This is a genomic window from Roseovarius marisflavi (genome assembly GCF_900142625.1).
GTDB classification, from domain to species: Bacteria; Pseudomonadota; Alphaproteobacteria; order Rhodobacterales; family Rhodobacteraceae; genus Roseovarius; species Roseovarius marisflavi.
On sequence record NZ_FRBN01000017.1, the window covers coordinates 27,005 to 42,584 of the forward strand.

The 15,580-nt window shown below is 61.2% G+C and carries 13 protein-coding genes; 8 read left to right on the forward strand and 5 right to left on the reverse strand.

Annotation, left to right across the window (positions count from 1 at the left end):
* Positions 1–62: 62 nt before the first annotated feature.
* Positions 63–662: a superoxide dismutase gene (locus tag BUB78_RS14090; RefSeq protein ID WP_073199020.1), complete on the forward strand. Its 600-nt coding sequence runs from the start codon at positions 63–65 to the stop codon at positions 660–662.
* Between the two features lie 163 nt (positions 663–825).
* Positions 826–1,722, forward strand: coding sequence for an EamA family transporter RarD (gene rarD / locus BUB78_RS14095; RefSeq protein WP_073199022.1), 897 nt, complete (start codon positions 826–828; stop codon positions 1,720–1,722).
* Here the strand turns inward: rarD and BUB78_RS14100 are convergent.
* Positions 1,683–2,234, reverse strand: coding sequence for an LOG family protein (locus BUB78_RS14100; RefSeq protein ID WP_073199121.1), 552 nt, complete (start codon positions 2,232–2,234; stop codon positions 1,683–1,685). The two genes, rarD and BUB78_RS14100, sit on opposite strands and share 40 nt — an antisense overlap.
* Before the next feature lie 103 nt (positions 2,235–2,337).
* Between BUB78_RS14100 and BUB78_RS14105 the strand changes: the two genes are divergently transcribed.
* The 3 genes from BUB78_RS14105 (at position 2,338) to BUB78_RS14115 (ending at position 6,297) form a co-directional block, all read left to right on the forward strand.
* A complete protein-coding gene (locus tag BUB78_RS14105) occupies positions 2,338–3,651 on the forward strand; it encodes a LysM peptidoglycan-binding domain-containing protein (RefSeq protein ID WP_073199024.1) in 1,314 nt (437 codons plus the stop codon).
* Positions 3,652–3,716: 65 nt separating this feature from the next.
* The gene (locus BUB78_RS14110; RefSeq protein ID WP_073199026.1) at positions 3,717–5,537 is read left to right on the forward strand and encodes an ABCB family ABC transporter ATP-binding protein/permease; all 1,821 of its coding nucleotides are present in this window, start codon (positions 3,717–3,719) and stop codon (positions 5,535–5,537) included.
* 175 nt (positions 5,538–5,712) lie between these two features.
* Entirely contained in the window at positions 5,713–6,297 is a 585-nt protein-coding gene (locus tag BUB78_RS14115) for an HNH endonuclease (RefSeq protein WP_073199028.1), read from the forward strand.
* 96 nt (positions 6,298–6,393) lie between these two features.
* On the opposite strand, the gene BUB78_RS14120 is transcribed toward BUB78_RS14115, so the two are convergent.
* The 4 genes from BUB78_RS14120 to BUB78_RS14135 all read right to left on the reverse strand — a co-directional run bounded on the left by BUB78_RS14120 (position 6,394) and on the right by BUB78_RS14135 (position 9,704).
* Entirely contained in the window at positions 6,394–6,933 is a 540-nt protein-coding gene (locus tag BUB78_RS14120) for a bactofilin family protein (protein WP_073199030.1), read from the reverse strand.
* Positions 6,923–8,242, reverse strand: coding sequence for a M23 family metallopeptidase (locus BUB78_RS14125; RefSeq protein WP_170865078.1), 1,320 nt, complete (start codon positions 8,240–8,242; stop codon positions 6,923–6,925). The genes BUB78_RS14120 and BUB78_RS14125 overlap by 11 nt, the downstream gene beginning before the upstream one ends.
* A 176-nt stretch (positions 8,243–8,418) precedes the next feature.
* Positions 8,419–9,222: a ferritin-like domain-containing protein gene (locus BUB78_RS14130; RefSeq protein ID WP_073199123.1), complete on the reverse strand. Its 804-nt coding sequence runs from the start codon at positions 9,220–9,222 to the stop codon at positions 8,419–8,421.
* A gap of 20 nt (positions 9,223–9,242) precedes the next feature.
* Complete coding sequence (locus tag BUB78_RS14135) at positions 9,243–9,704, reverse strand: peroxiredoxin (RefSeq protein WP_073199034.1); 462 nt, start codon at positions 9,702–9,704, stop codon at positions 9,243–9,245.
* A gap of 107 nt (positions 9,705–9,811) precedes the next feature.
* On the opposite strand from BUB78_RS14135, the gene BUB78_RS14140 reads away from it, so the two are divergent.
* The 3 genes from BUB78_RS14140 (at position 9,812) to BUB78_RS14150 (ending at position 15,555) form a co-directional block, all read left to right on the forward strand.
* A complete protein-coding gene (locus BUB78_RS14140; RefSeq protein ID WP_073199036.1) occupies positions 9,812–13,150 on the forward strand; it encodes a YhdP family protein in 3,339 nt (1,112 codons plus the stop codon).
* Positions 13,147–14,199, forward strand: coding sequence for a tRNA preQ1(34) S-adenosylmethionine ribosyltransferase-isomerase QueA (gene queA, locus BUB78_RS14145; protein ID WP_073199038.1), 1,053 nt, complete (start codon positions 13,147–13,149; stop codon positions 14,197–14,199). The genes BUB78_RS14140 and queA overlap by 4 nt, the downstream gene beginning before the upstream one ends.
* 102 nt (positions 14,200–14,301) lie before the next feature.
* Positions 14,302–15,555, forward strand: coding sequence for an MFS transporter (locus tag BUB78_RS14150; protein WP_073199040.1), 1,254 nt, complete (start codon positions 14,302–14,304; stop codon positions 15,553–15,555).
* The last annotated feature ends 25 nt before the right edge of the window (positions 15,556–15,580 follow it).

Sequence of the window (15,580 nt, forward strand, 5' to 3'; positions counted from 1 at the left end):
ACGGATCAGGCCACCATGTATGGGGCATCTGATTTGAACGCACAGAACAGGGGGATAACCCAATGGCTTTTGAACTTCCCGATCTTCCCTATGCCCACGACGCGCTTGCCGCGCATGGCATGTCCGCCGAAACGCTCGAGTATCACCACGACCTGCACCACAAGGCCTATGTCGACAACGGCAACAAGCTGATTTCCGGCACCGAATGGGACGGCAAGTCGCTTGAGGCGATCATTGTCGGCACCTATGACAAGAGTGCCGTGGCGCAAAACGGCATTTTCAACAACATCAGCCAGCTCTGGAACCACAACCAGTTCTGGGAAATGATGAGCCCGACCAAGACCGGCATGCCCGGCGAGCTTGAAAAAGCCATCAACGACAGCTTTGGCTCGGTTGACGAGTTCAAATCGCAGTTTTCGGCCGCTGGTGCCGGTCAGTTCGGCTCTGGCTGGGCGTGGCTTGTCAAAGACACCGATGGCGGCCTCAAGGTCACCAAGACCGAGAACGGCGTGAACCCGGTTTGCTTTGGTCAGACCGCGCTTTTGGGCTGTGATGTGTGGGAGCATTCCTATTACATCGACTTCCGCAACAAGCGCCCGGCCTACCTCACCAACTTCCTCGACAACCTGGTGAACTGGGAAAACGTCGCCTCGCGGCTTTGACCTGATCCACCTCGGGGCCGTGTCCGGCCCTTGATGATTGCCCCGCTGGCGCGTGTCAGCGGGGCTTTTTCGTGCCTTGGCGGAAATTTGGCCCGTATCGCCTTGCCTTAGCGCAGCGGATCAGGCAGCAGTTCGAGAGCATTCAAAACCCAAAGGACCCCCCATGCGCGAGGAGACTAAAGGCATCATTGCGATGGTCGCCACCTGCACGGTCTGGGGGCTTTCGGGGATTTACTACAAGCTGCTGGATCATATCCCGCCGATTGAAATTCTGGCGCATCGCACGCTCTGGTCCTGTGTCTTTTTCGCTCTGATCCTTTTGGTGCAGGGGCGGATTTCGGTTTTGGTTCAAACGGTTCGGGTGCGACGGTCGCTTCTTTTGATCGGTTTTGCGGCGCTTATGATCTCGACCAACTGGTTCGTCTTCATCACCTCGATTCAGGTCGGGCGCGCGGTCGAGGCCTCGCTTGGCTATTACATCTTCCCGCTGGTGGCGGTGCTCTTGGGCGCGATTGCCTTTGGCGAGCGCCTTGGCCGGGCACAGATGGTGGCGGTCTCGCTTGCGGTGGCGGCGGTGGTGACACTGACCATCGGCCTTGGCGTGGCGCCATGGATCGCGCTTATCCTGGCCTCGTCATTCGGGCTTTACGGCCTTGTAAAGAAAGGGCTTCCTGTCGGTCCGGTGGTGTCGGTCACCGCCGAGGTCCTGCTATTGGCACCGATTGCCCTGGCTATTTTATGGTGGCTTCACTCGGACGGGCAGGGCGCCTTTGGCACGTCGTTTCGTGACAGCGCGTTGCTGGTGTTTTCCGGCCCGCTGACGGCGGTCCCGCTGGTCATGTTCAGCTATGCGACCAAGCGTATCCGGCTGGCGACGGTGGGCCTGGTGCAATACCTCAACCCCAGCCTGCAATTTCTGGTGGCAACACTGCTCTTTCGCGAGGTTTTCAGCTTTTGGCACGCTATTGCCTTCGTGATGATCTGGACCGCACTTGCGATCTATACCACCGCATCCCTGCGTCAGGACAGGGCGGCGCGCAGGGCGATCATCAAATCCTGAACATTAACAATTGGCTGCATGAAGTCCTTAAGAGAGCCGTCGGCGAAACCCTGGTCAATCACATGATCCATCAATTGCATGAGGGGCGTCCAGTAGCCTTCTGTACTCAATAGAAAAATCGGCTTTGCATGCAGGCCGAGCTGACGCCATGTCAGAACTTCGAAAAACTCGTCCAACGACCCGGCGCCGCCGGGCAGAACCACGATGGCATCCGAGTTCATATACATGACCTTTTTGCGCTCGTGCATGTTCTCGGTTACCACGAAACGGGTCAGGTCCGTCTTGCCGACCTCAAGGCGCATCAGATGGGCCGGGATCACGCCAAAGGTGTCGCCGCCCGCGTTTTGGGCCGCGCGCGCGGTGGCCCCCATAAGCCCGACATCGCCCGCGCCATAAACCAGCCGCCAGCCGTTTTGCGCCAGCATTTCACCGACGGCGGTCGCGTCTTCGCTATAGCGTGGGTTTTTGCCGGGACGTGAGCCGCAAAAGACACAGACGGACAGGACTGTCATGAAATCACCCCAAGCCAGGAAATGGTTGCTTTGACCCGTGATAGCCTTGTTGCTATTCTGCGGCAACCGTGCACTGTGCTGGGGACGGGGCGGAAGGGAAAACATGAGCAAATTCGCCGGTTTAAGAACTGGGCCCGCGCTTGGCGCAGCGGGGGCCGTGGTGATTGCATTTGCCGGTCTTGCGATGTATTTCGGCGGTCTGTTTGATCCCGCAGAAGGACCCACTCCGGAGCCAACCGTCGTGGTCCGACCCCAGCCGGTTTTGCAAGCGCCCGACACGGCGGACACGACAAGCGATGCTGTCGTGTCAGAGGTGGCGCCCGCGCCCGCGATGCCCGATCCGCCGTCAATCGACACCTTCCGGCTTGACCCCGACGGGCAGATGCTTGTCGCCGGTCAGGGCGCGCCCGGTTGGATGATTTCGATCCTGCTGGATGGCATCACGATTGCCACGGTTTCCCCTGATAATGCAGGGAAATTCGTGCAGTTTCTGGATCTCCCCACCAGCGACAAGCCGCGTGTTCTGTCGCTGAGCATGGCCGCGTCCGAGGGGGACGAAACGCTCGCCTCTGTCGATGAAATCATCATCGCGGCCACCCCGATCGCTGTTGCAGAGGTGGCCTCCACCGAGGCCGAACCACCGCTCGCCGTGACGCTGCCTGCGCCAGAGACAGCCACCTCGGAAAGCGGCGCACTCAAATCCGCAGTCCCCGAGATCGCGACGGGAAATCCGACATTACCAGAGGTCACGACAGTGATCACAGAGCATGCGTCGGCGCCTGAGGCGGAGGTGACCGAGGCGGCGCAGCCCGCGGCCTCTGTCGGCACCGTTCCTGCCGTGGTCGCGCCAGAGTCGGCAAAGCTTGCGGCCTCACCAACCGTTCTTCTGGCTGATGAGTCTGGCGTGCGGGTGCTTCAGGCCCCGGTTGCAGCGGGGGCGGCGCCCGAGGTCATGTCAAGCGTGGCGCTTGATGCGATCACCTATTCCGACGAGGGCACTGTCCAGCTGTCTGGCCGCGCCGAAGGCACTGGATTCGTTCGCATTTACCTTGATAATGCGCCGATCACGACGTCGCGTGTGGCGGCGGATGGCAATTGGAACAGCGACCTTCCAGAGGTCGATGTCGGGGTCTATACCCTGCGTGTCGATGAGGTGAACGCCGACGGCACGGTCATCTCGCGCGTGGAGACGCCCTTCAAGCGCGAAGATCAGGCGATCCTGGCCGTGCAGGACAATGCCGATCAATCGGCCCGCGTGCGCGCCGTCACGGTTCAGCCCGGATCGACCCTTTGGGCAATTTCGCGCGAGGCCTACGGTGAGGGCATCAAGTATGTGCGCGTCTATGAGGCCAATCGCGACCGCATCCGCGACCCCGATCTGATCTATCCCGGACAGGTGTTCACCCTGCCGCAATAGGGCGGGGCTGGCAATTGAGCTATCGGCGGCCTATGTGTGGGACAAGTGATTGAAAAGGCTTGCCCATGCGCCATGCCCAGGTGACAACTTCTGAAATGCCCAAAAACGGCTGGCGCACCATTCGGCGCGTGGCCCCATACCTGTGGCCCGCCGATGAGCCTTGGGTGAAGCGGCGCGTCGTGCTGGCGGTCATCGCGCTTTTCGTGGCCAAATTCGTCGCGGTCGGCACGCCTTTTTTCTATAAGGCGGCGGTGGATGCTCTGGCCGGCGAGGGCCAGTCGGCGGCCTGGATGCTCGGCGCGGGGGCGGTCGGGCTTACCGTGGCTTATGGCATGGCGCGGTTGATGAATGTCGGCTTTCAGCAATTGCGCGACGTGATCTTTGCGCGCGTGGCACAGCGGGCCCTGCGCTCGCTTGCGCTTACGACGTTTCGCCATATCCATGCGATGTCGATGCGCTATCATATCACGCGCAAGACCGGCGGGCTTAGCCGGATTATCGAGCGGGGCGTCAAAGGCGTTGAATTCCTGTTGCGGTTCCTGCTGTTTTCCATCGGTCCGCTGGTGCTTGAGCTGCTGATGATCGGCATCATCCTCTGGGTATTGTTCGACATCTGGTATCTGGCCGTGGTGATGGGCGTGATCGCGGCCTATGTGGCCTTTACCTTCAAGGTCACGGAATGGCGCGTACGTTTGCGTAAAGAGATGAACGACCAGGATACCGACGCCAATCAAAAGGCAGTCGATAGTCTCTTGAATTTCGAGACGGTCAAGTATTTCGGCGCCGAAGGCCGCGAGGCGATGCGCTATGACGCGGCAATGGCGGGCTATGAGCGCGCCGCGTTGCAGACCTCCTATTCGCTGGCCTTCCTGAATTTCGGTCAATCCTTCCTGATCACCGGCGGCCTTGTCTCGGTCATGGTGATGGCGGCCATCGGCGTTCAAAACGGAGCCATGACCGTAGGCGATTTCGTCATGGTCAACGCCTATATGATCCAGATTACCATGCCGCTCAACTTTCTGGGCACGGTCTATCGCGAGATCCGGCAATCCTTGGTCGACATGGGCGAAATGTTCGAATTGTTAGAGCAGTCGCCAGATGTCAAGGACAAAAAGGGCGCCCATGTTCTAAAAGTGAAAGGCGCGTCGGTGCGCCTTGAGGCCGTGGATTTCGGATATGACAGCAAGCGGCCGATTTTGAAGGGGGTTACGCTTGATGTCCCGGCCGGTCAGACGGTGGCCGTGGTCGGCCCGTCGGGCTCGGGCAAGTCGACCATCGGGCGGCTGTTGTTTCGCTTCTATGATGTGCAATCTGGGGCGGTTTTGATTGATGGCCAGGACGTGCGCGACGTGACCCAGGAGAGCCTGCATGCGATGATCGGCGTCGTGCCGCAGGATACGGTGCTGTTCAACGATACGGTCGGCTATAACATCGGCTATGGGCGCGACGGCGCGACCCAGGCCGAGATAGAAGAGGCGGCGCGTGCTGCCCAGATCCATGATTTCATCGTGAGCCTGCCTGAGGGGTACAACACCCAGGTGGGCGAACGCGGGCTCAAGCTTTCGGGCGGCGAAAAACAGCGTGTCGGGATCGCCCGGACCCTGCTCAAAAATCCTCCGATCCTGCTGCTGGACGAGGCCACCAGCGCGCTTGATACCCAGACCGAACGTGACATTCAGGGCGCGCTTGCCAAGGCCGCCGAGGGGCGCACGGTGATCACCATCGCGCACCGCCTTTCGACCATTGCCGATGCCGACAGGATTGTCGTGCTGGAAGAGGGCCGCGTGGTCGAAGAAGGCAGCCACGCCGAACTTTTGGCGCGTCAGGGCCGCTATGCCGGGCTATGGCAGCGTCAGGCGCGTGAACAGGACGAGGTTGCGGCCTAGGCGCGATCTGTCACAAAAGCGTTGCAGCAGGTTCCTATGTATTGGCGGCATATGAGCGCTAGATATCGCCCTTGCCAGTTTTTCAACGCGATATATAGTAAATATTAGGAAGGTGCGGGGGCGCCCGCCCCTGGACCAGTTGCAACCATGATCCGGGTTAGGGGAAGTCAGTCAGATGGACGGCGATTTCAGAACGGAATTTGTCAGAGAACCGGCCGCGCTACGGAGCTATCCGGCGCTTGTGCTGAACGCCGATTACCGGCCACTCTCCTATTATCCTTTGTCGCTCTGGACCTGGCAGGAGGCGGTCAAGGCGGCCTGGCTTGAGCGGGTCGATATCGTGGCGGAGTATGACCATTGTGTCAGAAGCCCGAGCATGAAAATACGGATACCCTCCGTCATCGTGTTGAAAGACTATGTAAAACCTCAAAAGCGCGTGGCCTTCACGCGCTTTAATTTATTTCTGAGGGATGAATTTCGCTGTCAGTATTGCGGCGCAAAGGGCGAATTGACCTTTGATCATGTCGTGCCGCGCGCCAGTGGCGGGGTGACAAGCTGGGAAAACGTGGTCGCGGCCTGTAGCCCCTGCAACCTGAGCAAGGGCTCCAAGAGCCTCCGGCAAGCGGGGATGAGCCTGCGCAAGGCGCCGCGCCCGCCGGAGGCAGAACAGCTTCGCAATATGGGACGCAAGTTCCCGCCCAATCACCTGCATGAAAGCTGGATGGATTTTCTCTATTGGGATGCAGAGCTTGACGCCTAGAGGGGCGTGGGTTTCACCCACCCTACGCATGTGAAAAAGGCGCCGCTGCCGCAGGGCAGGGCGCCTTTTGCGATAAGGTTTCGTCTGCGCTTCGGCTTAGGCCGGTTTGGCGGCGGCCGATGCCGGGGGCGCGCTGCTTGCGGCGACCGGCTTGGGCGTGTTGGATTTGCCGCTGAGCGGGTCATCCTGACGCTGAACAGAGCCCTCAAAATGAGCGCCGGATTCGATGGCGATGGTTTTGTGGATAATGTCGCCTTCGACCCGCGCTGTCGAGGTCAGGCGCACCTTGAGGCCGCGCACACGGCCCACGATGCGGCCATTGATGACCACATCATCGGCGATGACTTCGCCCTTGACGGTGGCACCTTCGCCGATGGTCAGAAGATGGGCGCGGATGTCACCCTCGATCGTGCCTTCAACCTGGATGTCGCCGGTGGTCTTGAGGTTGCCCGTCACATGCAGATCCGACGAGAGCACCGAAGCAGGCGGCTTGGCCTTGGGGGCCGAGGCCTTGAATTCCGTGCTCGATGCGCCCGATGTGTCGGGGCGTGCGGCATCAAGACGGTTTTCCGTCGGGGTCGGCTTTGCCTCGGTCGGCTTTTGCGCGGGGTCGTTGATTTTGCTCTTAGAAAACATTGTTTGCAGCCTTGATATATATCATGGGGTTGACGGGCTTGCCGCCGACGCGGATTTCATAGTGTAGATGCGTGCCCGTGGAACGTCCAGAGTTCCCCATATCACCAATCTGTTGTCCGCGCGAGACCCTTTGCCCGACCTCTACGCGAATTTTCGACATATGGGCATAGCGGGTCTCGATGCCGAACTCGTGCTGGATCTTGACCAGACGGCCATATCCCGACAGCCAGCCGGCATGAATGACCACACCATCGGCGGTTGAATGGATCGGGGTGCCATGGGCGGCGGCGAAATCGGTGCCCTGATGCATCCGGCCCCACCGCATGCCATAGCCGGATGTATAGCGGAAGGCGTTTTTGACCGGGATCGAGAAGGGCGCTTTCTGGGCGGCGATCCGGTAAAGGTTCAGTCGGTCCATCTCACCCAGGATGCGATTGGCGCGCTCGGCGTCGGGCGAGGGGGCCTCGCCGCGGGTGGAAAACGACAGCGGCGTCAGCGGGCCACCCTGACCAGAATACCCCCGACGCACTGTGTTAATAAGGCTGTCGGTGTTCAGGCCTGCATCGCGGAACATCTTGTCGAGGGGCTTGACCGAGATCGTCATCGCGTCTTCAAGCTGGGTAAATATCTGTTCATTCTGGTCCTGCATCAGGCGGATCTGACGGGCCATTTCATCGGCATGGACCAGCGCATCCTCGGCGTTGGCAATGGTGTCATCGCGTTGCTGGGCGGCGTCCGACAATGCGGCCGTGAGGAAATCAAGCGTTCCGTCATTGGAGGCGCCTCCGTCTGACGCGCCCCCTGATGCGTCGTCGTCTTCGAGCGCGAGCGCTAATGCGATGCTTTCTTCGCGCGCGGTTTCGCGTTCGGTCATGGTGCGGCGCAGGGTGGTCTGGATCACTTCGATCCCGGTTTCAAGCTCGCGGCGGCGGACCTCTGAGGCGAGCAATTCCGATTGCATCGCCGAAATCTGCGAGAGAGCGGAACTAAAGCGCTCCTGGGCGGCAATCGCTTCTTCGGCGCGTTTGTCGCGCTCATGCGACAGGGAATTGAGGCGGTTTTCATAGGTGCGCTGATCGCGTTTGGCCTGTTCGCGGAAATTGCCGGCGCCGATGCTGTCCATCACAAGGATCGAGGTGGCAATGATCGCCCAGGCGACAATCGCAGCAGCGCCCGAGAAGGCAATCAGCTGAGTGGCGGGGCGCAGCCGGATGAACCGGGTGTCGGTATCAGACCGCAAAAAGACCCGACGTTCGGGAAAGTAACGCTCTAATATGGCGTGCATTTTGATCGCAAGTCGTGTTCTCACGCGGTCTCGTCCCTACCTAACCCTTCGCAACGTCTGACGCTCTTTTTACGATCCCGGCGTCTCACAGAGTGCTTAGCCAGTGCTTAACGTTTGGGCAAGAATTTTGACCAAATGAGGCGTATATTGGGCCGTTTCTCGCCATAGTGGCGAAAAACCGCCGATGTCCAAGGGCTTGGCTAGCCTTTTGGAGAGGGTATTTCGGTCAGGGGCCAATAGAAATCGGGGGGTATTCCGGCCTCGGCGCGCTTTTCCTCGTTGAAGGGGGGCTTGAGAAAGCCGTGAAAATAGCGCCGCACCAGGTCGTGAAACACGTCCTTGGGATCAAGGTTGTGACGCCCGCACAGAAAGTGAAACCACTTCGAGCCAAAGGCGACATGCGCCACTTCTTCGCCATAGATCACCTGCATTGCCTCGACGGCGGCGGTGTCTCCGGCCTTGGTGAACAGCGCGATCATGCCGGGGGTCACATCAAGGCCGCGCGCCTCAAGGACCATCGGCACCACGGCGAGGCGGCCCATGAAATCATCGGCGGTATCCTCGGCGGCGCGCCACATGCCGGCATGGGCGGGCAGGTCGCCATAATGGCTTCCCATGGCTTCAAGGCAGTCGCTTATCAGGTTGAAATGCTTGGATTCTTCATCGGCCGACTTGACCCAGTCGTCGTAGAATCCGATCGGCATTTCGGTATCGGTATAGCGCGCAATGATGTCCCAGTGCAGATCGACAGCGTTCAGCTCGATATGGGCCACCGCATGCAGCATGGCGATCCGGCCCTTTTCAGACCCGGGGCGGCGGCGCGGCACGTCGCGCGGGTCAAGCAGTTCCGGTCGCGCGGGGCGGGCCGGTTGCAGGGGCGGCGAGGTGTTGCCCAGGGGAATGTCCTGCCCGGCGGCGCGGGCGGCGAACCAGGTCTTGGCATGGGCGCGCGACAGGGCGGTTTTTTCATGGCCGTCGGCGGTGCAAAGCACCTCGACGGCCATTTGCGACAGGGTTTGACCGCTCACAGCGCCTTGACCGCCTCAAGCACCTCTTCGGCGTGCCCCGGCACCTTGACCTTGCGCCAGACCCGCGCAATGCGCCCCTCGCCGTCAATCAGGAAGGTCGAGCGCTCAATGCCGAGGAATGTCTTGCCATACATGCTTTTTTCCTTCCATACGCCGTAGGCCTCGCAGGTCTCATCATCGGCGTCCGACACAAGCGGCACGCTGAGCCCCTGTTTGTCGCGAAACTTGTCATGGCTGGCGACGCTGTCCTTGGAAATGCCAACGATTGTGGCCCCGGCGGCGTCAAACGCGTCCTTGAGGCCGGAAAACGCGACGGCTTCCTTGGTACAGCCCGAGGTGTTGTCGCGCGGATAAAAGAACAGAACCACCGCTTTGGGGCGCAGGCTCGACAGGGTGAGGGTGTCGCCACCATCGCGCGGCAGGGTGAAATCGGGGGCGATATCGGATGTGTCGGGCATGAGTGCTCCTTGTGATGCGAAATTGTGAGTTCCATATTAGGACTCAAAAGGCGAGAATAAAGCCAAGAGGCAGCAAAGGGCGGCACAAAGCCACCCAATCGGAACAGATGAGCAATAAAGACAAGCAAGTCACGCGAAAACGGCGGCTCGGGCGATTTGGGCTGGGCCTGTCATTGTGTGTCTGCGTTCTGGTTCTGGTCGGGGCGGGGCTGGCGATGCTGGCGATTGGCACGCGGCTGACGGCGCCCGAATGGCTGCATCAGAAAATTGCGCAGCGGATCAATGCCGATCTGCCGGGCGGGCAGCTTGCCTTTGGCGATATGTCGATGGTGGTCAGCGAGGATCTGGTGCCGCGGCTTCTATTGCGCGATGTGGATCTGTCGGCGGATGCCAGCGGGCAGGTGGCCAATCTGTCCGAGCTTGAAATCACCGTCGCGCCAAATCCGTTGTTGCAGGGCAGGATCCAGGCCTCGTCAATCCGGCTGGCGGGTTTGCGCCTTATCCTGCGGCGGCGCGCCGATGGCGTTCTGGCGATTGCTTTCGAGGGTGCGGATGGCGCCAGCTTTGCCAGCCTGACCGATCAGATCGACGCGGTGTTCAGCCGTCCGCAATTCGCCGCACTCAGCCGGATCGAGGCGGGCAACCTGACGCTGCGCTATGAGGATGCACGCGCCGGTCGCGCCTGGAGTGTGGATGGCGGGCGCGTCTTGCTGACGCGGGAGGGCGCGCAGATCGGCATTCGCGGCGATGTCGCGCTTTTGGGCGCGCGCGACTATGCCACCACGCTGGAGGTCAGCTATAGCGGTGAGATTGGCAGCAAAGAGGCGGAGTTCGGCGTGAATTTCGACGATATGCCCTCGGGCGACATTTCCGGGCAATCGCCGGCCCTGGCCTGGCTTGATGCGCTGGATGCGCCGATTTCGGGGGCGCTTCGGGCCTCGGTTGATGGCGAGGGCCGACTTGGGCCGCTGAGTGCGACGCTTCAGATCGGCGCCGGCGTTCTGCAACCCACCCCCGCCACTGCGCCAATTGCGTTTGAATCGGCGCGCAGCTATTTCACCTATGATCCCAAAGCCAACGAAATCCGCTTTTCGGAACTTTCCGTCGATAGCGAATGGGTCTCGGCGCGCGCCGAGGGCACCGCCTTTTTGGTGGGGATGGAAGATGGCTGGCCGCGCGAATTACAGGCCCAGATCAGCGTCAGCGACATCAGCGCCGATCCGGCGGATTTCTATCCCGAGCCGGTCCTTCTTGACCGTGCGGCGGCCGATATCCGGCTTCAGCTTGACCCTTTTGTGCTGTCGGTGGGCGAACTGAGCCTTGCCGATCAGGGCCAGCATTTTGTGCTGGATGGTACGGTGCGCGGCCAGACGGATGGTTGGGATGTGGCGCTCAATGGTCGGATGGACGCGCTTGCGCCAGAGCGGCTTTTGGAATTGTGGCCGCTGGCCCTCAAGCCGAAGACGCGCGACTGGATTTCCGACAATGTGCAGAAGGCCGATCTTCAGAATATCCAACTTGCCCTGCGCGCCACGCCAAATGCGCGCCCCGACGTGTTTCTGGGGTTTGATTTTGAAGGGCTGCAGGCCCGCTTTCTCAAGGGCGTGCCGCCGATTTCGGAGGGGATTGGCCACGCGTCGATCTATGACAACCGGTTTGTCATCAGCGCGCAAAGCGGTCACGTGGTGGCCGCCCAGGGCGGCAAGGTCGATATTTCCGGCACCAGTTTCATCATCCCCGATGTGCGCCTGAAAAACGGGCCCGCCCGCGTGCTTTTGCAGACCGACAGCACCGTGACAGCCGCCTTGTCGCTGCTTGATGAAGAGCCGTTCCGGTTTCTGAGCAAGGCCGGGCAGCCGGTGACGCTGGCCGATGGCCGCGCGACCCTCAAGGGGCAGCTTGATCTGTTGCTCAAACCCAAGCTCACTCCCGCCGAGGTGGCCTATGACGTGACCGGAACCCTGACCGAGGTGCGCAGCGAAACGCTGGTCAGGGACCGGGTGCTGGCGGCCAGCAAATTGAAGGTGGCCGCCAGCAATTCCGGCATCGAGATTGGCGGCGACGCGCGCATCGGGCGGGTGCCGGTCAGTGGCGCGTGGCGGTTGCCGCTTGGCAATGGCGCGGTTGGCGACAGTAGCGTGTCGGGGGTGATCGAGCTTTCAGAGCAATTCGCCGACGAATTCAACATCGGCCTGCCGCCGGGCAGCATCTCGGGGGCGGGGCCTGCGGATATCGCGATCAACTTCGCCAGGGACCAGCCGCCGCGCTTCGAGCTAAGCTCTCGCCTTGCGGGGGTCGGGCTTAGCCTGAAACAGCTGAGCTGGGCCTTGCCGCAGGCCGCCACCGGGCGCCTTGAGGTCGCGGGCACAATCGGCGAGCCGCCCGATATTGATCGACTTGAGTTCACCGGCGGCGGGCTTGAGGCGCGCGGCAGCGTTACCCTGAGCGCCAGTGGCGATCTCGATCGCGCGGCCTTTCGCAGCGTCAAAATCGGCGATTGGCTGAATGCGCCGGTGACACTTGTCGGGCGTGGCGCCGGGCAAAGCCCACGCGTCGAGGTGCGCGGCGGTACGATTGATCTGCGCCAGACCTCTCTGAGTGGCGAGGGCGGTGGCGGGGCCGCAGACGGCTCTGGAGGGGGGCCGGTGTCGTTGCAGCTTGACCGCCTGCAGGTCTCAGACGGGATCGCGCTGATGGATTTTCGCGCAGAGCTTGACACAGCGGGCGGCACGGATGGCAATTTTACCGGCAAGGTGAACGGCGCGACGTCGGTCAACGGGCGCGTGGTGCCAAGGGACGGGCGCAGCGCGTTTCGTATTCAGTCGGCGGACGCGGGCGGGGTACTGCGCTCGGCCGGGCTTTTGAAACAGGCGCGCAAGGGCGAGATGGATCTCATTCTGACCCCGGCCCCCGAACCGGGCAGCTATGACGGCACGCTTGCCATAGACCAGTTTCGCATCAAGGAGGCCCCGGCACTTGCGGCACTTTTGAACACGATCAGCGTGGTTGGCCTGTTGGAGCAGCTCAACGGTGAGGGGCTGCACTTTTCGCGGGTCGATGCCAGGTTCCGCCTGACGCCGGAACGCCTGACCTTGCTTGAGGGCAGCGCGGTTGGCGCAGTGCTCGGCGTGTCAATGGACGGGTTTTATTATATGGACACCGGGCGAATGAACATGCGGGGGGTTGTGTCTCCGGTCTATCTGGTGAATTCGCTCGGCGGCATGTTCAGTCGCGCAGGCGAGGGGCTTTTCGGGTTCAATTACAAGCTGAAGGGCCTTGCCTCTGATCCGCGTGTCTCGGTAAATCCGCTGTCGGCCCTGGCACCGGGGGCGCTGCGCAACCTGTTCCGCAAGCCGTCGCCGACGCTGGAGGATGCCCCCGCGCAGACACCAGACACAAACGACACGCAGGAGACACCCCCTGCCAATCAAAGACAGGACAGATGAAGCTAAGTGATTTTGATTTTGAACTGCCCGAGGCGCTGATTGCCACGCGGCCCGCGCGCCCGCGCACCTCGGCGCGCCTGTTGGTGGCGAATGGCGATGCGATCACCGACACGCGGGTCAGTGCGCTTGGCGACTGGCTGCGGGCAGGGGATCGGCTGGTGTTGAATGACACCAAGGTCATTCCTGCGCGATTGGGCGGGCTGCGTCACCGCGCTGGCGCGCAGGGGCCGAGTGCCGCACGCATCGAGGTCACCCTTCTGGAGCCCGGCGCCGATGGCAGCTGGAGCGCGCTTATCAAGCCGCTGAAAAAGATCTCGGAGGGCGAGGTGATCGTGTTTTCTCCCGATCTCTCGGCGACACTTGAGGCCAAGGAAGACGGGCAGGGGCGGCTTCGCTTCAACCTTGCGGGCGAAGATTTCGATGCCGCCCTCGCCGAGGCTGGCGCAATGCCCTTGCCGCCCTATATCGCGGCGCGGCGCCCGGCGGATGCGCAGGACAAGACCGACTATCAGACCGTCTGGGCGCGCCATGCGGGGGCGGTTGCGGCGCCCACGGCCTCGCTGCATTTCGACGACGCACTTCTGGCCGAGCTTGCCGGGATGGGCGTCACCTTTAGCCATGTCACGCTACACGTCGGGGCGGGCACCTTTCTTCCGGTCAAGGTCGAGGATGTGACGACCCATAAAATGCACGCCGAATGGGGCGAGGTGAGCGCCGAGGCCGCCGCCGACATCGCCGCGACACGTGCGGCGGGCGGGCGTGTCATTCCGGTTGGCACCACGGCGCTGCGCCTGATAGAGACGGCCGCGCGCGCCACCGGAGAGATTGCGCCGTGGCAGGGCGAGACTGACATCTTCATCTATCCTGGCTTTGAATTCCGGGTGACCGATGCGCTTATGACCAACTTTCACCTGCCGAAATCAACGCTGATGATGCTGGTTTCGGCGCTTGTCGGCCAGGATCGCCTGCGCGAGATTTACCGGCATGCGGTCACTGAAAATTATCGCTTCTTCTCCTATGGTGATGCTTCCTTGTTGATCCCCCGGTGAAACGCTGTCACGGGGGCCGCGCAGGGACCAAAGTGAGTCGCCTTTGGCCCTGCGATCACGGGGCAGTCTGTTAGGCTGATTTAAAGAAACAGGAGACGTGCGATGTTCAAGGTGCTGTCGGGGTCATGGGCCCTCTTGCTTGGCATGATGATGTTGCAGGTCGGCAATGGCATGCAAGGCACCCTTCTGGGCGTGCGCGGCGCGCTGGAAGGGTTTTCGACCTTTCAGATGTCGATTGTCATGTCGTCGTATTTCCTTGGCTTTCTGGCCGGGTCGCGGATGGCACCAGAGATGATCCGCCGGGTCGGGCATGTGCGGGTCTTTGCCGCGCTTGGCTCGCTGATCTCGGCGGTTCTGATCATGTATCCGACGATTGCCGACCCCTGGGCCTGGGCCGTTGGCCGGGTGATGATCGGCTTCTGTTTTTCGGGCGTTTATGTGACGGCTGAAAGCTGGCTCAACAATTCGGCCACCAATGAGACACGCGGCAAATCCCTGTCGCTTTACATGATCGTGCAGATGATCGGCATCGTGTCGGCGCAGGGCATCATGGTGATGGCCGATCCGGCAGGCTATGTGCTTTTCGTAATTCCCTCGGTTCTCGTGTCGCTTGCCTTTGCGCCGATTTTGCTATCGGTCAGCCCGACACCGGCCTTTGACACGACCAAGCCACTGTCATTGCGTCAGATCATGAACATTTCGCCGCTTGGCTGTGTCGGCATGTTCCTGACCGGTGGTGTCTTTGCCGCGCAGTTTGGCATGGCGGCGGTTTACGGCGCTGAAGTGGGGCTAAGCGTCGCGCAGATTTCAAGCTTTGTGGCGGCATTTTATGTCGGGGCGGTGTTTGTGCAATATCCGCTTGGGTGGTTGTCGGACCGTATGGACCGGCGCAAACTTATTGCCGGCGTGTCCGTCATGACCGGGATCGGCGCGCTGATCGGTATGGTGTTCGGAGCCAATTTCTGGATGCTTCTGGTCGCGGCCTTTTTGGTGGGCGGCACGTCCAACCCGCTCTATTCGCTGCTGATTGCCTATACCAACGACTTTCTGGAGCATGACGATATGGCCGCCGCCGCCGGGGGCATGGTGTTTATCAACGGTCTTGGCGCGATCGCCGGCCCGCTTTTGGTGGGCTGGATGATGGGCGCGATGGGGCCGGGTGGCTATTTTCTCTATATGGCGGTGCTTATGTTCATGCTGGTGGGCTATGCCATCTATCGGATGACACAGCGCGCCGCCCCCTCGGTGAGTGAGACCGACAGTTATACACCGGTTTCCTTCTCGTCTTCGCCAATGGCTGTGGAGTTTGCGCAAGATTACGCCATAGAGACCGCACAAGAGGCGCAAACTGATTGACAGGCCCGTTTTGTGTCCCTTTTGT